Here is a 21,807-nt window from a genome sequence, read left to right as displayed (position 1 = left end):
CCCCCCCCCTCCCCCCCCCCCCCCCCCCCCCCCCCCCCCCCCCCCCCCCCCCCCCCCCCCCCCCCCCCCCCCCCCCCCCCCCCCCCCCCCCCCCCACTTCCCCGGCGCGCCGAACCGCGCCCGGCTTCACCCAGCCCGATGCCCCCGCATCGCCGCCGCCAACTGCGCCCGCCCCGAAATCCCCAGCTTCCGGTACGAACTCGTCAAATGCTTCTCCACCGCCCGCACCGTCACCTGCAGCAGCTCCGCGATGTCCCGGTTCCGGCTCCCCGACACGGCGAGATCCACCACCCGCTGTTCAGTCGCCGTCAGCGGGCCGCCGTCCGTGGGCTCGGCCGGTTCCGCAGCCGCGCGGACCAGCCAGGTCGCGCCGCACTCGGTCGCCAGGCGGCGACCCTCCTCCAGGTGCTCGCGTGCGTCCGGCCCCGTGTCGCGCTCGCCCAGCGTCAGCAGCACCCGGGCCAGCTCCAACCGATCCGCCGACCGGGCCAGCACTTCCGCCGCCTCACGCAGCAGCGGCACCGCCTCCTCGTCGCGGTCGACGAGCGTCGCCCGGATCCGGAGGGCTCGGCCGACCGCCGCCGGTGCTCCCCACGCCGTGGCGCGGTCGACTTCTTCGCGGGCGATCGACTCGGCGCGTTCCGGCTGGTCCGTCGCCGCCAGCAGGAGGGCGATCTTGCCGCGGACCGGCAGCAGCACGCTGTTGGCGCGGCCTGATCGCTCCACCTGGTGCGAACAGTCCACGAAGTACTCGATCGCCGCCGTGTGGTTGCCTTCGGTCAGCGCGAGACCGCCGTGGGCCAACGACTTCAGCCACGGCTCGTGCTCCGGCTCGCAGTGCTCGACGACCAGCCGGGCCAGCGCCGGATCCCGTTGCTCCACGGCGATTTCGGTCAGCACGCGCATCGCCGTCGAGGTGATGCCGAGCCGGCTCGGACCGGCCGCGGTGAGCGCGGCCAGGGCCCGCTCGCGCGCCGCGCCGAGGCGGCCCGCGGCGAACGCCGCCAGCGCCTGCCCGGTCCAGGCCACCAGCGTCGGCAGGTCCGGGTTCTCGTCCGGTCCGCAGGCCGCCGCCAGCCACGACTCGACGCCTTCGAGCGCGTCCGCCGCGGCCAGCACCACCACCACGAGCGGCAACGTCGTGTACATCTGGTTCGGCGACCCGGGTTCCCGCTCCAGCACCTGCCGCGCCAGGTCCGCGATGAACTCGCGCGGCGCGGTGTCGGCGACGGTCATCAGGTGCAGCAGCACCGCGACCAGCTCGCGCTGGGCCGAAGAACCCTGCGCCGGGGACGGCCCGAGTTCGGCCAGCCGCTCGGCCGCCGCTCGCCCGGAGCCGGGCTGGGCCCGCTCCAGGTACCGCAGCCGGGCCTCCAGCCGCAGCGCCGCCTCCGCCGCGTCCGGTCCCGGCTCGGCCCGCAGCTCCTCGAGCGTCCGCCGGAGGTGGCGGACGTCCGGGCCGAACCGCGGCCCGGTCACCACCGGCAGCAGGCCGAGGGCGAACGCGCGGTCCGCCGGGTCGCGCACGAGCCCGAGTGCCTGGTGCAGGTGCCGGTGCGCGGCCGGCAAGTCGTACCCGCGCTCGACGGCGGCGAGGTCCACCAGCAGCTCCGCGCGGTCCGCGCCCGGGTGCGCCAGCGCGTGCCGCAGGTACTGGGCCGCGGTGCGGGGCGCGGCGTTGGCCAGCGCCGCACCGGCCGCGGTCCGCAGCACCTCGGCCGCCCACGGCTCGGGCTCGGCGACGGTCGCCAGCAGCTGCCGCCCGACCTGCTCCACCGGCCGCCCGTGGCGGTAGTAGACGTTCGCCGCGCGCAGGTGCAGCCGGTCCTGCTCGTCCGCGGTCAGCTGGTCGGCGATCAGGTCGCCGGTCATCGCCCCGGCGAACCGCAGCAACCCGCCGCCGGTCGGGTCCTCGACGAGCCCGAGCCGCCGCAACGTGCGTTCGACGGCGTCGAAGTCCGGCAGGTCGAGCCCGGCGACCTCGGCGATCACCTCGGCCTCGGTCGCTTCGCCGAGCGCCGCCATCGCCTTGGCGACCGTGCCGACGGCTTCCGGCTGGGCGCGCAGGCACCGTGACAGCCGGGCCGCGGCCGGCGAGGGCCGCAGGGCGGCGAGCTCGGCGGCGGTGGCCGTCACCGGCCGCAGCCCGTGCCCGAGCATCGCGTTGACGAGGGCTTCGAGCAGCATCGGCAGCCCGCCGGTCCGGGCGTGGCAGGTCGCCGCGAACTCGTCCTCGGGCGGTTCGCCGCAGCGCGCGGCGAGGTAGGCGCGCACCCCCGCGGCCGACAACGGCGTCGCGTGCACCCGGCGTGCCGCGGCGTGGACGATGTCCTCGACGACCACCTCACCCGCGCCGCTGTCCCCTTCCAGCAGGGTCGCCACGACGAGGACACGCAGGTGGCCCAGCCGGTTGGCGAGGTAGGCGAGCCAGCGCAGCGACGCCGGGTCCGCCCACTGCAGGTCGTCCACGAGCAGCGCGACCGGGCCGCTGTCGTGCACCACCTTCGTGAACAGGCCCAGCAGCTCGTGCAAAACGAGGTGCGCGCGCCGCCCGCACGACCCCGGTGGTGGCGGGAAACCGCGGTCCAGCCGCACCTCGGCGGGCAGCTCCCCGCGTTGCCCCGACTCCAGCAGCGGGTCCAGCAGCAGCCGGACGACGCCGTGGTCGACGTCGCGCTCCGACGGCGTCGCCACCGTCCGGACGACACGCAGGCCGCGGGCCGCCGCCTCTTCGCCCGCCGCGTGCAGGAGGGCCGACCGGCCCGTGCCGAGCCCGCCGCGGACGACGACCAGTTCCCCTTCGCCCGCCCGGACGCGGGCGACCGCCGCGGCGAGCGCGGCCAGCTGTTCAGCGCGCTCGATCATCATGACGACGGATCAGAGCTCCTTGTCCAGCGCCGCGAACAGCTCACGCAGCTCGGCCCGCCCGGTGACTTCGAGCTGCCGGTAGATCGCGGTCAGCCGGAGCTCGACGGCCCGCTTGCTGATCCCCAGCTCGGCCGCCAGGTCGGCGTTGGACGCGTCCGCCAGCACCCGGCGGACGAGATCGGCCGCGGCGGGCGGGAGCGACCGCCACCGCCGGGACGCCGCGCGGTGGCTCGGCCGCGGTTTGGGCCGCATCGACAGCCGTTTCCCGAGGTCGGCGATCCGCGTCGTGGCCCAGCCGAGCTGGTAGGCGGTCGCGAGCCGCTCGGCCTCGCGCAGCTGGCGTGCCACCCCGCCGGTCTGCCCGCGGTTGAGCTGCGCCGCGGCGAGCAGCAGCAGCGCTTCGACGTAGAGCACCCTGGCCGGCGACTGCTGGAGCGCGTTCACCGCCTGGGTCAGCCGGAACACCGCGTCCTCCGAGCGCACCGCCACCCCGGCGCCGAGGTGGGTGCGCCCGATCGCGGTGCGGGTGCCCCAGTTCTGGGCCAGCTGCCACTCTTCGCTGATCATCGCCGCGGCGGTGTGCTCGTCGCCGAGGGCCTGCGCGGCGATCGCGACGTGCGAGCGCCACGGGACCATGCCGGGGTTGGTCCAGCCGAGCGCGTGCATCCGCCGGCCGCACTCCTGGAACAGGCCGAGCGCGCGCTGGTGGCGTTTCAGGTCCAGCTCCAGCAAGCCGCGCATGAACAGCAGGTACGGCGTGGTGATCCCGGGCCCGGTGTCGCCGCCGGCCGCGTCGACCGCGCGCTGGGCGGCCACCAGGTCGCCGCGGGTCAGCGCCGCGGCGATCGCGATCGTGCTCAGCGCCCCGGCCACGGTCGGCGGCCGGCCCCCGGGCGGGTCGGACGCGGTCGCCTCGGCGAGCGCGTCTTCGGCGGCCTGGACGCGGCCGCGCTGCAGGTGGATCCAGGCGCGGCCGGTCAGCGCCAGCACCACCGGCACGCGGGCCCCCGCGGCCGTGCCGGCGGCGATCACGCTGTCGTAGGCCGAAAGCGCCTCGAGGACGTCGTCGGTCTGGCCGAAGGCCGCGGCCATCGCCAGCCTCGGCGCGTACAGCGAAACCCGGTCGTGCCAGGTCTCCCCCGCCCGCCGCGCCAGCCGTCGCGCGGCCCGGCTGTCCCGGCCGGCCATCGTGGCCAGCCACGCCGCCACGGCGGCCTGCGCCGGGCTCATCCCGGCCGGGTCGACGTCGGCGACGGCGGGCACGCCGAGCGTGACGGCGCCGCGGCCGGTGCCTTCGGCCAGCCAGTGCAACGCGATGACGTTCGCGCGGTCGTCCTCGCCGAGCACCGCGGCGCTCAACCCGGCCAGCTCGCGCAAGGCGTTGTCACGGGCCCCCCGCAGCAGCATCAGGTCCACTGCGGACAGTCGCGTTCGGACGGACTCGCCGTCGGCGGCGACGGGCGTGGCCCGGACCAGGCGCAGGTCGCCGGTGAACGGGCACGACGACGCCTCGACCGTCTCCAGCTCGAGCCGCAGCCGTGCGAGGGCGCCGTCGGGGGCCGGCTCGGTCAGCGCACGGCGGTAGTAGCGGGCCGCACCGGCGCGGTCGCCCGCCTCGCGACGTCGCCGCGCGGCCGCGTGCAGGGTTTCGAGGGCCCAGGCCTGGCCGACCGGCTCGGACCCGAGCAGCAGCTCGGCGATCTCTTCTTCGGGCGCCGCCCGGCGGTGGCCGAGCTCGGCCGCGCTGCGGCGCATCCGGGCGCGCTCCTCCGGACCGGTCGCCGCCAGCACCCAGGTGGCGACGTCGGTGTCCATCGGCTCGTCCGGGTCGGCGCCGATCAGGCCGAAGTCGGCGAGCACCCGCAGGGCCCGCGCGATCGGCATGCCGAGAGGGCCGGCGAGCGGGCGCAGGTAGGCCTCGTCGACGGTGCCGACGGCCGCGATCATCCGCACCAGCGCGGCGAGGTCCGCCGGCAGCCGTGCGAGCAGGCCGAGCACGCCTTCGCGGCGGACGTCGGCGGTGATCGCGCCGATCTCGGTGCCGCGGCCCGGCCGGGCGGCCGAGCGGGTGAGCACCTCGGCCAGCAGCGCCGGATTTCCTTGGGTGGCCGCGTAAAGCTCCCCGGCGGGCGGCCGCGGCGCCGGGACGGCGTGCACGACCCGGCGGACGGCGGCGGGGCTGAGCGGCCGCAGCCGCACCACCAGCCGGCGCTCCCCCGGCAGCCCGGCCGGGCTGAACGGCCCCGGCTCGTCACCACCGGGCTCCGGCAGGCCGGCGTGGGCGGCGAGCAGCAGCAGCGGCGCCGGGCCGCGGCGGCGTTGCAGCGCGGCGAGCCAGGCCGCGGACCGGTCGTCGACGAGGGTGATGTCATCGACGACCAGCAGCACCGGCCGCCGTCGCGCCGCCTCCAGCAGGCGCTGGCAGAGCAGCTCGTGCAGCACCTGGACGTCGGCGCCGTCCTCGAGGAGAGCGGGCAGCCAGGGGACGGCGGCGAGCTCGGGAACTCCGGCCAGCAGCTGGGAAAGCAGCCCGTAGGGGAGCTCGGCCTCGGTGGCCGACCCGCGCGCGCTGAAGACCTGAAGGTTCCGCTCCGCGGCGAGGGCGGCGGTCTGCTCGAGCAGGGCGGTGCGCCCGCTGCCGGGCGGCCCGATGACGAGCACGTTCCCGGCGCGGCCGCGTCCGAGGTCGTCGAGGAGGTCGGTGAGAACGCGCAGTTCGGTCTCGCGCTCGACCAGGTGGTCGGCAGGGGCGTCCAGCCGCCGGACGGCGCTCATCGGGAGGCTCCCAGGGTGCCGGGGTGGGTGGCGCCGTCAGCCGGTCGGCCGGGCGCGGGTTCGGCGCGGGGATCGGTGCTCGCGGGCCCGGGCGGGCGCTCGGCGGGCGCGGCGCCCAGCCAGGTCCAGCACTCCGCCACGCCCTCGCCGCTCGAGACCACCCACCACCGCACGGCGCTCACCGGGACACCCCCAGCGCGGCCGGGCGCGCCGTGCCGTCGGGCTGGTCCAGCGCCGCCGCCAGCTCCGCGCGGCCGGTGATGCGCAGCTTGCGGTACACGCTCGTCAAATGGGTCTCCACCGTCCGGACCGTCACGAACAGCCGCTCCGCGATCACGCGGTTGCTCACCCCGCGCCCCGCGAGCCCGGCCGTCAGGCGCTCGGCGGGGCTCAGCGACGCCAGCGGGGACGCCTGGCCCGGGATGCCGGCGTCGGCCGCCGTCTGCTGGGCCCGGCGCAGCAGCCGCCGGTCGCCGCCCCGCAGGCTCAGCTCCACCGCGCGGCGCAGCCGGGCCCGGGCCGCCGCCGTGTCCCCCACCGACACCAGCGCGCGGCCGAGCTGGAACTCCGCCAGTGCTTCCTCCCGGCGTGCCGGCGAGCCGGCCAGGATCGCCGCGGCCTCCTCCAGCACCCCGATCCGTGACGCGGGCGGCGCGGCGACCCCGGCGGCGAGGCGGGCCATCCCGACCGCGCGCGGGGTGCCCCACCGCTCGGCCGGTTCCCGGCCGTGCGCCGCGAACTCCGCGGCGGCTTCGTGGTGGCCTTCGTCGGCCAGCAGGCACGCCGCCTCGAACCACCACGGCGCGAGGAGCGGGTTGGCGATGCCGACGTCGGCGAGGCTTTCCCCGCACCGCCGGAACTCCGTCAGCGCGGCGTCGTGGTCACCCGCGGCCCAGCGGACCCGGGCGTCGACGAGCTGGAACCAGGGCCGCATCACCGTGTGCTCCCACAGCAGGGAAGTGTCCGACTCGCGCAACAGGCGGTCCGCCTCCGCGGTCTCCCCCAGCTCCGCCAGCACGGTCGCGTACGCGATGCGCGGCACCACCCCGCCGGTGCGGCCCTCGGCCCGGCGCCCCAGCGCGTACGCCCGTTCGGCGTCGGCCGAGGCCGCGGTCAGGTCGCCGCACCAGTGCCCGAGCAGCGCGCGGAAGGCCAGGTATTCACTGCGCTGCGCGGGCACGAGCTCGACCACCCTGGTCAGCTCGTCCTGCGCCGCGTCGACCTCGTCGGCGAGCAGCAGGGCCAGCACGGCCGCGCTGACCGCCGAGTCGTCGTCGGTCAGGTCGTAGCCACGGATCGCGCGCAGCGCCCACTCGGCGGCCTGCGCCGGCCGCTCGCCGTCGAGCGCGGTGACCACCGCGCAGACGGCCAGGTGCCCGGCCTCCACCACGCCGTCGGGCACGCGCTCGTCGTCGGTGTTCAGCCACGTGCCGAGCTTCTGGAGGCTTTCGCGATCTTCGATGCCCACCAGGCACAGCAACGCTTCCAGGTGCAGCCGCAGCTGCGGGTCCGCGTCCTCGCCCAGCCGGGAGAGAGCGCTTTCCAGGACACCCACGGCGGTGCGGCACCGCCGGGCGACCAGCGCCAGCCGGCCCAGCCGGACGGCAGTGCGCGCCCGGTCCTCGGGGTCGTCCTGCAGCTCCAGCGCCCGCTGCAGCAGGTCGAACCCGCTGCCCGGTTCGATCCGGGCGACCGTCTCGGCCAGCTGCACGGCCAGACCGGCGTCCCCGGGCCGGGCGGCCGACGCGGGCCGCAGGAAGCGCAGCGCGTCCCAGGGCGCGCCCCGGTCGCACGCGCTGTTCGCCGCGTCCCGCAGCAGGTCGACCATCCACGCGTCCGGCGCGCCGATCTCGAGCACCTGCTCGGCGACGACCTCGGCCGGCTCGGCCGCGTCGCTCAGCAGGGTCGCCGCGGTGCGGCGCCACCCGTCCAGCTCGCTGGGCCGGACGTCCTCGAGCAGCCCGGCGCGCACCGGGTCGTGCCGGAACGCGAGCCCTTCGGCGGTGAAGACGTGCTGCGCCCGCAGCATCTCCACGGCCGCTTCGGCGGTGCGCAGCGGCACTTCGGCCAGGCGTGCCACCAGGAGCAGGTCCTGGCCGTCGAGCACCGCCGCCGCGATCGCGACGGACCGGACGTACTCCGGCAGGCAGGCGAACAGTGAACGGATGAGCCCGGTGTCGACCGGCACCCCGGCCAGCGGCGCGATGCCGGCCGCGACCTTGTTCAGGTCGTCGAGCATTTCCCGCAGCAGCAACGGGTTCCCGCCGGACTGCTCGACGCAGTGCTGGACGAACAGCTCCCCGCCGCCGGGGCCGGCGACCTCGCGCGCCAGCCGGGCGACCGCCTCCGCCGGCAGCGGGCCGAGGTCGAGGATCTCGGTGCTGTAGGAGGATTCCAGGTCCGACAGCCGGTCAGCCGCGGGACCGGCGGCGCCGGCGCGCACCAGGACGATCCGCAGCGGCAGGCCGTTCGCGCGGCGGGCCAGCAGGCTCAGCCACCGCAGCGTGGGCTCGTCACACCACTGCACGTCGTCGACGACGAGCACCACACCCGGCCGGTTTGCGGCCCAGGCGGCGAAATCCGTGTACCACGCTTCGAAGGCGCGGGGTTCGGGGTCGGGCGCCGGGGCGCCCGCGGCGTGCAGCCCGGCGATCAGGTTCCGGCACGCCTGGCCGCCTTCCGCGCCGGCGGTCCGGCAGACGACGACGTCGCCGCAGCGGGCCAGCGCGGCGTCGAGCAGGCTGGTCTTGCCGATGCCGACCGGGCCTCGCACGACGACGACGGCGGGGGTGCGGTGAGGCGCGCCGGGGCCCAGCCGCGCGGCGAGCCAACGCAGTTCCGCGTCGCGCCCGGCCAGCGTCGGCCCGGTCGTCGTGGCCTCCCGATCCACCATCTGCTGCCTCCCCGTCCTCCCGTCGGAGCCGGTGCCGTCACACAGAGCGCACGGTTCCTGACTGCTCTCATCTCATCGCGTGATCGACTTACCGAACAGGGTGACGGGACCCGGCAGGGGTTATCCCTCACTACCCGAAGTCGCCTGCTCATTTGAGCGGCTCGGCGACGGCTCTCGCGAAGAAAGATCCGGACCAATGCGGCCGGCTACCAGTAGATACCGTGATGGAGGCGTGGACAGTGGTGATCGAGTGCTCAGATGAGCGTTTCCGTTCGCACAACGTCGTTGCGTAATCGCCGCGCCGGGCACCGCCCCGGCGGTGTGACGAGCACCGCATCCGGGAGCCGTTCCCGGGCCGGTCACCGGGACGTCAGCCGATCGCAACCGCACGGCCGCCCGCGCTCAGCTCGCCAGCCGGGAGTCCGGCACCCGCGGCGGCCACGTGGTGGAGTCCAGCAGCCCGGAGGCGAAGGCCCGCGAGATCAGCTCGACGCGGTTGCCCGCCTTGAACTTCCGCTGCAGCCGGGCGACGTGGTAGTCGATGCCCTGGCGGCTCAGGTAGAACCGCGACGCCATCTGCACGCTGGACAGGCCGCTGGCGATGCCCTGGAGGATCTTCGCCTCGATGCCGGACACCGAGCGCGAGCTTTCCGCGGTCGCGCTGCCCAGCCCGGCGGGCGCGGTTTCGGGCACCACCGTCAGCAGGATCGTGTCGCCGGGCGCCCGCATCCGGCCGGCCACGATCGTGACGCGGTCGACGCCGGCGGGCACCAGACCCGAGACACTGCCGCGAAAACGCTGCTCACGGCCTTCGGCGACCCGGTTCAGCCGCTCGCGCAGGTACGCCGGGGCGGTGGCGACGAGGTCGGGAAAGGACTCCCCCAGCACCTCCGCCGGGCGGCGGCCCAGCCAGCGGTAGAAGGCGGCGTTCGCGCCACCGACCCGCAGGCCCGAGCCGAGCACGACCAACGGCATGTCGGCCTCTTCGACGAAGTCGCCGATGATGCCGGGCCGCAGCCCGGGCACCACCCGGCGGCCCGGGTCGGCGCGGTGCGTGGCGAGCGGGGAAATCGTTCGGATGCCGGCCATGGAAAGCCCCCTTCTGCTTGAGGTCTGAGCGTCCAATAAAGCCGTCCGACTCGAAGACGACGCCGCAAGACTACGAACGGCGGATCGGCACGGTCAACGCATTCCCGGGGCTGGCGAGTGAAGTTCGTGGCCGCCCGTACCCGCCGTGCGGGACCCTCCGCACCGAAGGTTCGGTATCCCCGCTCCCGCAGCCGAATCCCCTGGTCAGCCGCCGGTTCCCGGCCCGGGGTGGGGGTGGCCCGTACCGAACGCCCGCCCCCGCAGGCAATTCGACGCTCACAATTCCTTGATAATTCACGGACCGCCGGGCGCGGGTGTTCGGGCAACCGGATTGCCCGTTCACTCCCTCGCCCCCACCGCTTTCCCCGGCCACGGTACCAGCAAACGTCGGGATACTTAACATTCATTTAAGGTGGATTCGAGACACCTTCATGTTCGGCCGCGCATATCGCGATCGCCGAATAGTGTCCACAGTGGACGGAAACGGTGAGACACCCGCCCGCGCGCTGTCCCACCCGGTGCCGGTCACCGGAGCGCCGCCGGGCCAAACCGGTTCACCCGCCGCCCCGGCCCCGGTACCGTCCGCTCATGACTGCACCGGAAGCGCTGGTCGCCGCCCTCGCCGACCCCGAACGCCTGCGCCTGTTCGCCCGGATCTGCACCGCGCCGGAGGGGCTCCCGGCCGCCGAAGACCGGCAGACGGCGAAGCTCGCGCAGCGACTGGTCGCCGCCGGGCTGGTCACCCGGTCCGGCGACCACTACCACGCCGTCCCCGAGGTCTTCCGCGACGCGCTCGTCAAGACCCCGGCCGACCCGCTCGACGCGCTGTTCAGCCGCGGCCGGCTCGTCACGATCCCGCGGCCGGGCAAGCTCCGCCACGCCCTGCTCGCCCACCTCGCCGAGCGGTTCGAACCGGGCCGGCTCTACACCGAGCGCGACGTCCGCGAGAAGCTCTCGGCCGTCCACGACGACCACGCCGCGCTCCGCCGCTTCCTCGTCGACGAAGGCCTTCTCCAGCGCAGCAACGACGGCAGCGCCTACGGCCGCCCGGCGGAGGCCCGGGCCGCCGGCTGAGTCACGGCGCCACCGCGGGCAGCTCGAACAGGGCGAGCACGGCGGGATCGGCGAACACGACGTTGTGCGCCACCCGCCCGCCGCGGACGGTGAACACCTGGAGCGTGTGCAGGCGGTACACCCCGGTGTCGTCGCGGCAGTACGCCACCAGCGCGGGCTGCCCGTTCGCGGCGGTGCGCGTCAGGCGCCAGTCCGGGCCGCGCATCCCGAACAGGCGCGCCATGAACCCGCCGTACTCCTCGCGGCCGCGGTACCAGAGCGGCACCGGCGGCATCTCCAGCACCGCGTCCTCGGTGAGCAGCTCGACCAGGCCCGTGACGTCGGCACGCTCGAACGCGCGCACGTAGCGGTCGAGGACCGCTTCCACCGCGGTGTCGTCCGGCTCGGCGACGTCGTCGGCCGACAGCCCGCCGAGGCTCGCGTGGGCGCGCTGCAGGGCGCTGTTGACGGCCGCGGGCGTCGTGTCCAGGAGCCCGGCCACCTCCGCCGCGCTGAACGCCAGGACGTCCCGCAGGATCAGCACCGCGCGCTGCTTCGGCGGCAGCGTCTGCATCGCCGCGAGCAACGCCAGCCGCAGGGTGCCCCGGCGGGCGAGCCGGTGCCCGGGGTCGTCGAGGCGCGCGTCCGGGAAAGGGTGCAGCCACGGGATCTCGAACGACGGCGTGAGCGGCGCGGCCGGGTCCTCGTTGGGCCGGCCGAGCCCTGAGGGCAGCGGCCGCCGCGTCTGCCCCTCCAGCGCGGTCAGGCAGGCGTTGGTGGCGATGCGGTACAGCCACGTGCGCACGGACGCGCGGGCCGGATCGTAGCCCGCCCACGCCTTCCACGCGCGGACCAGGGTCTCCTGCACCAGGTCCTCGGCCTCGTGGACCGAGCCGAGCATGCGGTAGCAGTGCACCAGCAGCTCACGCCGGTGCGGCTCGGTGCGCGTGGCGAAGTCCTGCATCGTTCTCCCGTCCGGCCGGCGACCTCGCAGGTATACCGGCGCCGCGGCCGCTTTTCATCGCGGACGGGAGAACCGGGTCACAGGTCGTCGAAGTCTTCGGGGCGCAGGCCGTCGAGCTCGGCGCGGAACCGGGCGACCTCGGCCTCGGTGTCCAGCACGTCGGCGGCCGGGCCTTCGGCCTCCTGCTCGACCTCGAGCTGCACGGACGCGACGTCGAGCACCTCTTCGGCGACGCTGATCGGAGCGCCCTGCCGCAGGCCGAGCGCGACCGCGTCACTCGGGCGGGCGGACACGCGGGTGCCGTCGACGAGTACGAGGTCGGCGTAGAAGATGCCGTCGCGCACCTCGGTCAGCTCCACCGCGGCGACCCCCTGGCCGAACGCCGCGAGCACGTCGCCGAGCAGCTCGATCGTGCCCGGGCGCGGCTGCTCGATCTGCTCCCGCGCCCGCACGAGGGCTTCGGCTTCGCCGTACCCGATCATGATGGCCAGCCAGCGACGCGCCCCGTCCGGCTCGCGGAGCAGCATCAGCGGCGCCTCACCGGGAACCGGAACGGCCATCCCCACCACTTCGATCAGGATCACGCCCACCACCGCACCCTCCGTGTCGCAGACTCCTCCGCGCGCGAGGTACCCAGAATGACGCCGTTTGCAACGTGGCCGGGTCACCGGCTTTTTCACCGCGGCTCTCCTGCCCTGCGGACAAGCCCGGTATCCCTTGCCCGACCTGCGGCCGCGCTGTCACCGTCGTGGGGTGGAACCGACGATTTCGCGCAGCACCGCCGTCCCCGCCGACCCGGGCACGGTGTGGTCGTGGGTCACCGACCTGCCGCGGATGGGCGAGCTGAGCCCGGAGAACGTCGGCGGCCGCTGGCTGGACGACACCGGCCCGGCGCTCGGCGCGCGGTTCCGCGGCCGCAACCGCAACGGCGAGCTGCAGTGGTGGACGCGGGTGCGCGTGGTCGTGTTCGAGCCGGGCCGCCGGTTCGCCTTCGACGTGCGGACGCCGTTCGGCTCGCGGGTCTCGCGGTGGGAGTACGTGCTGGCGCCGAGCGTGGACGGCTGCCTGGTCACCGAGAACTGGTACCGGATCGGCAGCTGGATCGTGCGGAAGTTCATGGGCCCGCGGGTCACCGGGCGCGCCGACCGGCCCGGCTACAACGTCCGCTCGATCGAGCACACGCTCGCCGCGCTGAAGGCCCGGGCCGAGGAGTACGCCGCCACCGCGTGAGATAGGTCGCTCCGGTCAGGTCAGTCTCTTGTTGAGACTCACTGTCTCCAGCTAGGTTGTCTTTTCAAACCTAGGAGCGTCATGACCGACACCCCGCCGAAGCCCGGCCTCGTGCTGCTGGTCGTCTCGACGGCCGCCTTCCTGGCGAGCCTCGACACGTTCATCGTCACCATCGCCTTCCCCGGCATCCGCGCCGCGTTCCCCGGCGACGACCTCGCGACGCTGTCGTGGGTGCTCAACGGCTACACCGTGCTGTTCGCCGCGTGCCTCGCCCCGGCGGGCCGGCTGGCCGACCGGTACGGCCGGAAACGGCTGTTCCTGATCGGGGTCGCGGTGTTCACCCTCGCCTCCGCCGCGTGCGCGGCCGCGCCGTCGATCCCCGTGCTGATCGCCTTCCGCGCGGTGCAGGCGATCGGGGCCGCGCTGGTCATGCCGACGTCACTGGCCCTGCTGCTGACGGCGTTCCCGCCGCACCGGCGGCCGCTGGCGGTCGGGGTCTGGGCGTCGGTGGGCGCGGCGGCCGCGGCGCTCGGCCCGCCGGTCGGCGGCCTGCTCGTCGAGGCGTCCTGGCGCTGGGTGTTCCTGGTGAACCTGCCGATCTGCGCGGTGACACTGCTGGCCGGGCCGCGGGTGCTGCGCGAGTCGCGGGACACCTCCACCGGCGTCCCGGACCTGCTCGGCGCGGCCGGGCTGCTCGTCGGCGTGGGCGCGCTCGCGTACGCGCTGGTCGAGGCGTCCGACCACGGCTGGGGCGGGCAGCCGGTGCTGCTGGCCTTCGCGATCGCCGCCGTCGCGCTGGTGTGGGTGCCGCTGCGCTCGGCGCGCCACGCCGTGCCGGTGCTGGACCTGCCGGCGCTGCGCGTCCCGACGCTGTGGCTGGCGTGCGTGACGACGGGCGTGTTCGCCGCCGGGTTCGCCGCGATGCTCTTCGGCAACGTGCTGTTCCTGACCTCCATCTGGCACGACTCGATCCTCGTGGCCGGGCTGTCCCTGGCGCCCGGGCCGCTGATGGTGGTGCCGGTGTCGATCGTCGGCGGCCGGTTCGCGCACCGCGTCGGACCCGGCCCGCTCGTCGCCCTCGGCGGGCTGTCGTTCGGCGCCGGGGTGCTGATCTGGTTGCTGCGCATGGATTCGGCGCGTGACTACCTGGGCGCGATGCTGCCGGGCCAGCTGCTGACCGGCATCGGGGTCGGGCTGATCCTGCCGAGCCTCTCGGGGGTCGTCGGCACGGTCCTCCCGGCGGCCCGCTGGGGCGCGGGCTCGTCGATGGTCACCACGATGCGGCAAGTCGGCACGGTGCTCGGCACGGCGGTGCTGGTCGCGGTCTTCGCCGGGACGCCGGATCTGGCGGACTTCCGGCGCGGCTGGCTGCTGGTGCTGGCCACCGCGGTGGTCACCGCCGCCGGCGGCCTGGCGATCGCCGCGCGCCGCCGCACCGACCACCACGTGGAGCCCCTGCCGCAGTTGTCGTGAGTGTTTTTTAGGGTTCTAACCCTAAAAAACACTCACGAGACCCAGGCACGATCGAGAGCCGCGAGACCGTCGTCGATGCGGTCCAGGGGGATCGAGCCGTACCCCAGGACCAGCCCGTGCCCCGGAAACCCGCCGCACAGGTCGGAAAGCGTCTGGACCGCCGCCCCGGCCGCCGCCGCGCGGGCCGCGACCGGCTCCAGGTCCGCCTCGCCGAGCGCGCACAGGTGCAGCCCCGCCGCCGACGGCACGAGCCGCAGGCGACCGGCGAAGACCCGGTCGAGCGTCTCGGTGATTCGCTCGTGGCGCTCGGCGTACACCTTCGTCGCACGGCGGATGTGGCGGGCGAACAGGCCCTCGTCGACGAACCGGGCCAGCGCTGCCTGCGCGGGCAGGTCGCCGTGCCAGTCCGCGAGCCGGCGGGCGTGACGCAGCGCGTCCCGCAGTGACGCCGGGGCGATCAGGAAACCCAGGCGCAGCATGGGAAGCAGCGTCTTCGAGAACGACCCGACGTACGCCACGCGCCCGCCGCGGTCCAGGCTCTGCAGGGGTTCCAGGGGCCGGTCGGAGAACCGGAACTCGCTGTCGTAGTCGTCCTCGACGACCACCGCGCCCGTGCGCTCGGCCCAGGCGAGCAACGCCGTGCGGCGCGCCAGGGACATCGGGGTGCCGAGCGGGAACTGGTGGGACGGCGTGACGTACACCAGCTTCGTGCGCGGCGGCAGCGCGGCGACGTCGAGGCCTTCGCCGTCCACCGGCACGCCCACGACTTCGGCGCCGTGGGACGCGAAAAGCAGTTTCGCCAGCCGGTAACCGGGCTCTTCGACCGCGACCCGGTCGCCGGGTTCGAGCAACACGCGGCACAGCAGGTCGAGCGCCTGCTGCGCGCCTTGGGTGACGAGCACGTCGTCGGCGTCCGCGCGCACCGAGCGCGAGACGCCGACGTGCCGGGCGATCGCCGTGCGCAGACCGGGATGCCCGTCCGGGTCGGCGTAGTGCGCGAACCCGGCGGCGTCCCGCAGCTCCCGCGCGAGCAGCCGCCGCCACGTTTCGAGGGGGAACAGCGCGGCGTCGGGGATGCCGACGCGGAAGTCGTACACCGGCGCCTGCGGGACGGCGGCGACTGCGGGCGGCAAGGACCGCCAGACCGCTTTCGGCTGCGGCCCCCGCGCCGAGAGCGCCTTGCGCGGCCGGGGTGTCGGCAGCGAAGCGCTGACGTAGGTGCCGGAGCCGACGCGGCCGGTGAGGAACCCGTCCGCGGTGAGCCGGTCGTAGGCGACCGCGACGGTGTTGCGCGAGACGGCCAGACGCCGAGCCAGCTCCCGGGTCGGCGGCAGCCGCTCCCCCGCGCGCAGCCTGCCGTCCAGGACGGCGTCACGCAGCTGCCGGTAGATCCGGGCGCTGAGATCACCTCGCCCGGCCAGGCTGACGTGGAAGTCCATCCGGCGAGGCTACATTGGCCCAATCGGCGAAGCCATAATTGGATCTGGGATCGGGCCAAGTACCGCTCTAACGTCATCCGCATGACGGTGACCTTGGAACGCCCCGCCCCGCCGAACCGGCACCGGCGCCCCGGCCGGCTGCTCGCCGCCGCCCAGCTGACCGGCTCGCTCGGCGACGGCGCGTTCCTCACGTGCTCGGTGCTGTTCTTCACGCGCATCGCCGGGCTGACCCCCGCGCAGGTCGGGCTCGGCCTCACGCTCGGCTGGGCGGTCGGCTCGGTCGCGGGGGTGCCGCTCGGCCACCTCGCCGACCGCCACGGCGCGCGCGGCTCGGCCGTGCTGCTGTCGCTGGCGACGGCGGTGTCGATCCTGGCGTTCCTCTTCGTCCGCTCGCCGTTGCTGTTCGTCCTCGCCGCGTGCCTCTACGGCAGCTGCCAGACCGGCCTGGCCGCCGTGCGGCAGGCGCTGCTGGCCGCGCTCGCCGACCCGGAGCGGCGGACGCGCGTCCGGGCGCACCTGCAGTCGGCGGGCAACGCCGGGCTCGCCGTCGGCGCCGGCCTGGGCGGGCTCGCGCTTTCGGCCGACACGGCTTCGGCGTACCTGACGGTCTTCGTGCTCGACGCGGCGAGCTTTGTCTTCACGGCGGCGCTCATGCTCGCGCTGCCGGCGGTGACGACGTCGGTCCCGCGCTCCGGCGAGCCCAAGCTGGCCGTGCTGCGCGACCGGCCGTACGCGCTGGTGACGCTGCTGAACGCGATCCTGCTGCTGCGCATGCCGCTGCTGAGCGTCGCGATCCCGCTGTGGATCGTCGAACGGACGGCCGCGCCGGGCTGGGCGGTGTCCGCGCTGTTCGTGCTGAACACGGTTGTGGTGGTGCTGCTGCAGGTCCGCGTGGCCGGACGGCTGGTGAGCATCGGCGCCGCGGCCCGGATGGTGCGCCGGTCCGGCCTGCTGCTGTTCGCCTCCTGCATGGCGTTCGCGCTGTCGGCGTCCGGCACCTCGCCGTGGGTCGCGTTCGCGGTGCTCGTGGCCGGCGCGCTGGTGCAGGTGTTCGGCGAGATGCTGCAGTCGGCGGGCTCGTGGGAGATCGGCTTCGCCCTCGCCCCGGCCGACCGCCAAGGCCAGTACCAGGGGTTCTTCGGCACCGGGACGTCGGTGGCCCGCGCGATCGGCCCGGTGCTGCTGAGCACCGTCGTCATCGGCTGGGGCCTGCCCGGCTGGCTGCTCATGGGCGGGGTCTTCCTCGCCGCCGGCTGGGCGATGGGACCGGCGGTGCGGTGGGCTACGACTTCAGCTGCCGCGCGTTGAGCCCGTACTGCGCCATCTTCCGGTAGAGCGTCGCGCGGCCCATGCCGAGCCGGGCCGCCGCGTGGACCACCGTCGCGCCCGGCTCGGACAGGCACCGCACGATCTCGTCGCGTTCCAGGGCCTGCAGGCGGCTCAGCCGGTGCCCGACGCCGGTGAACACCTCGGCCGGCAGGTGCTGGGTGTCGATGACGTCCGATCGCGCGGCGGCCTCACGCATCACGCGGCGAAGCTGCTTCGCGTTCTCCGGCCAGTCGTAAGCCGTCAGCGCGCGTGACGCCGCGGACGTGAAGGTGACGTCGCGGCCGCGGTCCCGGCGGGCGAAGTGGTGGGCCAGCGGGAGGACGTCGTCGGGGCGGAACCGCAGGGCCGGCACCTCGACGACCCGGTCGACCAGCGGGCTCAGCGCCGCGCACAGCGCGCCGTCCTCCGCGGTGAGCACGAACGGGACCGGCCCACCCGGGTGCCGCGCCTCGGTGAACAGCCGCGCCAGCTCCCACGCCGTCCACGCGGGCAGCGTGTCCACCCCCGACACGATCACGCAGGTGTCGTCCTTGGCCAGTTCGGGCGTCCAGAGCGTCAGCCAGGTGTCGGCGTCGTCGGGCGCGGGCGGGCGTGCGTTGAGGACCCGGTCGCGGGGCCGCAGCGCCCGGTGCGCGAGCGAGGCCAGCGCCGTTTTGCCCGCTCCCGGTTCGCCGACGACGGCCACCACCCGGCCGGCCGCCAGCGCCGCCTGCGTCTCGGCGACCGCGGTGGTCCACGCCGACGAGAGCCGCGGCACGTCACCGGGGTCGACCCGGTCGGCGTAGACGCGGAAGACCTCACCCCGCGGGGTCGGACGGGCGGTGCGGCCGGACGCGCGGGCCAGCATCAGCGCCGCGGTGTTCCCGGCCGCGGCCTGGGCCAGTGCCAGCAGCAGCTCGGACGACTGCTCCGACCACGTCGTCAGGTTGACGCTGCCGGCGAGCACGCCGGTCAGCGGGTCCAGCACCGGCACCGCCGCGCAGGTGTACCCCCGCAGGTCGGTGCAGTAGTGCTCGCCGGCCCGCACGAGCGACGGCACGCGGTCCGCGAGCGCGAGGCCGAGGCCGTTGGTGCCCGCGTTGCTCTCGGCGAAGTAGAACCCGGGCGCCAGGTGCACCTTGTCGAGCGAGCGGCTGATGGAGGCGTCCGTGCACAGCCGGCTCAGCACCAGGCCTTCGCTGTCGGTGATCATCAGGCTGATCGGCTCGTTGGCCAGCGTCGTCTGCAGGCCGCGCAGCACTTCGGTGCCGCATTCGTAGAGCAGCGAACCGGTGTCCACCGCGCCCGAGAACACCGGCAGGACCTCGTCCTCGGGCACGCCGTACCGCTCGCTGCGCTGCCACGACGCCCGCAGCCGGGGCGCGATCGCGGCGCGCGCGTCGAACGACCGCGTGACGTGCACCTGCGGGTTCTCCACCTCGGCCTCCCGGGACGCGGCTCTGCGTCGGACTCCCCCAGGCTACGTCGGCCGATCGGGTGGCGGCAGCGCGCGCTGTCTCATATCGAGACACCGGACGGGTCCCTGACCAGCGTCGACGTCCCTACCGTCGCCTCCAACGTGCCAACCGCGGAGGAACCCCATGTACAGCAAGGACGGCGAGACGTACTTCATCGTGGACGCCCACGTGGCGCTCTGGGACGCCCGCCCGGAGAACCAGCGGAACATCCACGGCAAGCAGTTCATCGACTGCTTCTACGACTACCACCGCAACCTCAGCCCGGAGGCCGAGGTCTGGCCGTACGAGGACTACCTCTACCAGGGCGGCGAACGGCTGGTGAAGGACCTGTTCGAGGACGGGTACGTCGACCACGCGATCTTCCAGCCCGCGCACCTCGGCGCGTTCTACCACAACGGCTTCGGGCAGACCGAGGAAGCCTTCGCTCTGACGCAGCAGCATCCGGGCAAACTGACCTACAACCACAACTTCGACCCGCGGCTCGAACAGGCCGGGCTGGACCAGCTCAGGCGCGACGCCGAGCGCTTCGGCCTCAAGGGCGTCAAGCTCTACACCGCCGAGTGGCAGGGTGACTCCCGCGGGTACAAGCTCGACGACAAGTGGACGTACAAGTACCTGGAAGCCTGCCAGGAGCTGGGGATCCGGAACATCCACGTCCACAAGGGACCGACGATCCGGCCGCTGGACCGCGACGCCTTCGACGTCGCCGACGTCGACCACGTGGCCACCGACTTCACCGAGCTGAACTTCGTCGTGGAGCACTGCGGGCTGCCGCGGCTGGAGGACTTCTGCTGGATCGCGACGCAGGAGCCGAACGTCCACGCGGGACTCGCCGTCGCGATGCCGTTCATCCACACCCGGCCGAAGTACTTCGCGCAGATCATCGGCGAACTGCTGTACTGGCTCGACGAAGACCGGATCCAGTTCTCCAGCGACTACGCGATCTGGACGCCGAAGTGGCTGGTCGAGCGGTTCGTCGACTTCCGGATCCCCGAGGACCTGCCCGAGTACGCGCCGCTGACCGTGAACCAGAAGAAGAAGATCCTCGGGCTCAACGCGGCGAAGATGTACGACATCCCGGTGCCCGCCGAGCTGCAGCTCGCGCCGGTCGAGACCCAGGCCGTGTCGGTGGCGTGAAATGGACGCCCACACCGCGCTGAACGCGGTTCTCGACCCGGAGCTCGACGAGCCCATCACCGATCTCGGGTTTGTCCGTTCGGTGGAAGTCGACGGCGACCGGGTGACCGTCCACTTGCGACTGCCGACGTCGTTCTGCGCGCCGAACTTCGCCTACCTCATGGCCTCCGACGCGAAGGACGTGCTGACGGCGTTGCCGTGGACCGGCGAAGTCGTGGTGCTGCTCGACGACCACCACGACTCGGACCTGATCAACCGCGGCCTCGCCGCCGACGCCGGGTACCGCGGGACGTTCGGCCACGAGGCCGAGGAGGACCTCGAAGAGCTGAGGCAGACCTTCCGGCGGAAGGCGCACCAGGCGGCGATGGAACGCGCGCTGACCGTCCTGATGCGCGCCCGGGAGGACGTCGACCTGCACGAGGTGACGCTCGCGGACCTGCCGGGCGGGCCCGCAACGGACGCGCTGCTGCGGCGTCGCGAGGCACTCGGGCTCTCGCCCGACCCGGCGGCGCTCGTGCTGGTCGACGAGCGCGGAACTCCCTTCCCCCGCGAGGAAATCCCGCTGCGGCTGCGGTTCGCGCGGTCGGTCCGGATCTCCATCGAGGGCAACGCGCACTTCTGCCGCGGCCTGCTCCGCACCCGTTACCCCGAATCCACAGTGGAGGCTTCATGAAGGCGGTCCAGGTTGTCGGTTACCACGAGCCGCTGCGGCTGACCGAGGTGCCCGCGCCCGAGGTCGGCGGCCCGTACGACGTCGTCGTGCGGATCGGCGGCGCCGGCGTCTGCCGGACCGATTTGCACATCCTGGAAGGGCAGTGGGCGGAGAAGTCCGGCGTGACGCTGCCCTACACGATCGGGCACGAGAACGCGGGCTGGGTGCACGCAGTCGGCGCCGCGGTGACCAACGTCGCGGAGGGCGACAAGGTGATCGTGCACCCGCTCGTCACGTGCGGGCTGTGCCGGGCGTGCCGCTTCGGCGACGACGTCCACTGTGCACAGTCGCAGTTCCCCGGCATCGACACCGCGGGCGGCTACGCGGAGTACCTCAAGACGTCGGCGCGCAGTGTGGTGAAGATCGACGACGCGCTGGAGCCGGCGGACGTCGCGGCCCTGGCCGACGCCGGTCTGACGGCGTACCACGCGGCGGCCAAGGCGGCGCGGCGCCTGCGTCCGGGCGACCGGTGCGTCGTCATCGGCGCGGGCGGGCTCGGGCACATCGGCGTCCAGGTGCTCAAGGCGATCTCGGCGGCCGAGCTGGTCGTCGTCGACCGCAATCCCGATGCGGTGAAGCTGGCGCTGGCGATCGGCGCGGACCACGGCGTGGTGGCGAGCGGCGCTCAGGTGAGCGAGGTGCTCGACCTCACCGGCGGCCACGGCGCGGAAGCGGTGATCGACTTCGTCGGCGAGGGCGGCGCGACGGCGGAGGGGATCGCGATGCTGCGGCGGGCCGGCGACTACCACGTCGTCGGATACGGCGAGAACATCAACATCCCGACGATCGACGTGATTTCGAGCGAGATCAACGTGATCGGCAACCTGGTGGGCTCGTACAACGACCTGTGCGAGCTGATGGTCCTGGCGGCGCAGGGCCGGGTGAAGCTGCACACGGCCCGCTACCCGCTGGAGAACTTCCAGGAAGCGCTCGACGACCTCGACGCCGGCCGCATCCGAGGCCGGGCGATCCTGGTCCCGGCCTGACCCCTAACGCCCCAATGAGGTTTTCTCAGTAGGGCTGGGCCGGGTGCGTGTTGTCGGGAAATGAGACGTGGGGCCGCTGGTAGGACTGAGTTTGCGAAGACCAAGTCCTAGAAATCCAAAGGCCCCACGTGATCTCCCATGGTGCCACGCTCGACGTGGCACGCGAACTGGCCCTGTTCGTCGCCAAGGTGCTGCAGGGCACCCGCCGAGCACGCGGCACCCGCCGAGGCCGACGGGCGTTGACCCCGTACCGGCAGGCCGTGCCGGTGCTGCGCTGGTTCCGGGACGCCACCCCCGTGCACCGGCTGGCCACCGACCACCGGATCAGCGTGGCCACCGCCTACCGCTACCTGCACGAAGCCATCACCGCCCTCGCCGCCCACGCCCCTGACCTGCACCACA

The 21,807-nt window shown here is 74.1% G+C and carries 16 protein-coding genes and 1 pseudogene; 8 read left to right on the top strand and 9 right to left on the bottom strand.

The features are described 5' to 3' along the window. Positions 1–126: 126 nt before the first annotated feature. The 5 genes from ACZ63E_RS29950 to ACZ63E_RS29930 form a co-directional block, all read right to left on the bottom strand. Positions 127–2,868, bottom strand: coding sequence for an AAA family ATPase (locus ACZ63E_RS29950; RefSeq protein ID WP_465339457.1), 2,742 nt, complete (start codon positions 2,866–2,868; stop codon positions 127–129). A gap of 9 nt (positions 2,869–2,877) precedes the next feature. Then, positions 2,878–5,643, bottom strand: coding sequence for an AAA family ATPase (locus ACZ63E_RS29945; RefSeq protein ID WP_465339456.1), 2,766 nt, complete (start codon positions 5,641–5,643; stop codon positions 2,878–2,880). Further along, the gene (locus ACZ63E_RS29940; protein WP_465339454.1) at positions 5,640–5,825 is read right to left on the bottom strand and encodes a hypothetical protein; all 186 of its coding nucleotides are present in this window, start codon (positions 5,823–5,825) and stop codon (positions 5,640–5,642) included. The genes ACZ63E_RS29945 and ACZ63E_RS29940 overlap by 4 nt, the downstream gene beginning before the upstream one ends. Beyond that, on the bottom strand, positions 5,822–8,536 hold the full coding sequence (locus ACZ63E_RS29935) for an AAA family ATPase (protein ID WP_465339453.1): 2,715 nt from the start codon (positions 8,534–8,536) through the stop codon (positions 5,822–5,824). Before ACZ63E_RS29935 ends, ACZ63E_RS29940 begins: the two co-directional genes overlap by 4 nt. 402 nt (positions 8,537–8,938) lie before the next feature. After that, complete coding sequence (locus tag ACZ63E_RS29930; RefSeq protein ID WP_465312159.1) at positions 8,939–9,625, bottom strand: helix-turn-helix transcriptional regulator; 687 nt, start codon at positions 9,623–9,625, stop codon at positions 8,939–8,941. A 588-nt stretch (positions 9,626–10,213) separates the two neighbouring features. On the opposite strand from ACZ63E_RS29930, the gene ACZ63E_RS29925 reads away from it, so the two are divergent. Next, complete coding sequence (locus tag ACZ63E_RS29925) at positions 10,214–10,699, top strand: DUF2087 domain-containing protein (protein ID WP_465339452.1); 486 nt, start codon at positions 10,214–10,216, stop codon at positions 10,697–10,699. A gap of 1 nt (position 10,700) precedes the next feature. On the opposite strand, the gene ACZ63E_RS29920 is transcribed toward ACZ63E_RS29925, so the two are convergent. Both ACZ63E_RS29920 and ACZ63E_RS29915 read right to left on the bottom strand, forming a co-directional pair. Continuing rightward, positions 10,701–11,642 (bottom strand): sigma-70 family RNA polymerase sigma factor, encoded by a 942-nt coding sequence (locus ACZ63E_RS29920; protein ID WP_465339451.1) that lies wholly within the window; start codon positions 11,640–11,642, stop codon positions 10,701–10,703. A gap of 77 nt (positions 11,643–11,719) precedes the next feature. After that, entirely contained in the window at positions 11,720–12,235 is a 516-nt protein-coding gene (locus tag ACZ63E_RS29915; RefSeq protein WP_465339450.1) for a bifunctional nuclease family protein, read from the bottom strand. A 160-nt stretch (positions 12,236–12,395) separates the two neighbouring features. Here ACZ63E_RS29915 and ACZ63E_RS29910 point away from each other — a divergent pair, with 160 nt between their 5' ends. After that, positions 12,396–12,872: an SRPBCC family protein gene (locus ACZ63E_RS29910; RefSeq protein ID WP_465339449.1), complete on the top strand. Its 477-nt coding sequence runs from the start codon at positions 12,396–12,398 to the stop codon at positions 12,870–12,872. A gap of 81 nt (positions 12,873–12,953) precedes the next feature. Continuing rightward, positions 12,954–14,345 (top strand): MFS transporter, encoded by a 1,392-nt coding sequence (locus tag ACZ63E_RS29905; RefSeq protein WP_465339448.1) that lies wholly within the window; start codon positions 12,954–12,956, stop codon positions 14,343–14,345. A gap of 32 nt (positions 14,346–14,377) precedes the next feature. On the opposite strand, the gene pdxR is transcribed toward ACZ63E_RS29905, so the two are convergent. Beyond that, positions 14,378–15,784 (bottom strand): MocR-like pyridoxine biosynthesis transcription factor PdxR, encoded by a 1,407-nt coding sequence (pdxR, locus tag ACZ63E_RS29900; RefSeq protein WP_465339446.1) that lies wholly within the window; start codon positions 15,782–15,784, stop codon positions 14,378–14,380. An 81-nt stretch (positions 15,785–15,865) separates the two neighbouring features. Here pdxR and ACZ63E_RS29895 point away from each other — a divergent pair, with 81 nt between their 5' ends. Continuing rightward, the gene (locus tag ACZ63E_RS29895) at positions 15,866–17,092 is read left to right on the top strand and encodes an MFS transporter (RefSeq protein ID WP_465339445.1); all 1,227 of its coding nucleotides are present in this window, start codon (positions 15,866–15,868) and stop codon (positions 17,090–17,092) included. Here the strand turns inward: ACZ63E_RS29895 and ACZ63E_RS29890 are convergent. Next, positions 17,067–18,530, bottom strand: coding sequence for an AAA-type ATPase lid domain-containing protein (locus ACZ63E_RS29890; protein WP_465339444.1), 1,464 nt, complete (start codon positions 18,528–18,530; stop codon positions 17,067–17,069). The two genes, ACZ63E_RS29895 and ACZ63E_RS29890, sit on opposite strands and share 26 nt — an antisense overlap. Before the next feature lie 163 nt (positions 18,531–18,693). On the opposite strand from ACZ63E_RS29890, the gene ACZ63E_RS29885 reads away from it, so the two are divergent. The 4 genes and pseudogenes from ACZ63E_RS29885 to ACZ63E_RS29870 form a co-directional block, all read left to right on the top strand. After that, positions 18,694–19,707 (top strand): amidohydrolase family protein, encoded by a 1,014-nt coding sequence (locus ACZ63E_RS29885; protein WP_465339443.1) that lies wholly within the window; start codon positions 18,694–18,696, stop codon positions 19,705–19,707. 1 nt (position 19,708) lies between these two features. Further along, a complete protein-coding gene (locus ACZ63E_RS29880; RefSeq protein ID WP_465339441.1) occupies positions 19,709–20,380 on the top strand; it encodes an iron-sulfur cluster assembly protein in 672 nt (223 codons plus the stop codon). Then, complete coding sequence (locus ACZ63E_RS29875) at positions 20,377–21,405, top strand: NAD(P)-dependent alcohol dehydrogenase (protein ID WP_465339439.1); 1,029 nt, start codon at positions 20,377–20,379, stop codon at positions 21,403–21,405. The genes ACZ63E_RS29880 and ACZ63E_RS29875 overlap by 4 nt, the downstream gene beginning before the upstream one ends. A 155-nt stretch (positions 21,406–21,560) precedes the next feature. Continuing rightward, positions 21,561–21,807 (top strand): annotated as a pseudogene (locus ACZ63E_RS29870) (IS5/IS1182 family transposase); the annotation flags it as partial.

This window comes from Amycolatopsis sp. NPDC104819, assembly GCF_055583145.1.
Note: the sequence above shows the minus strand (reverse complement) of the source record. Positions and strands in the feature narration are given on the sequence as shown.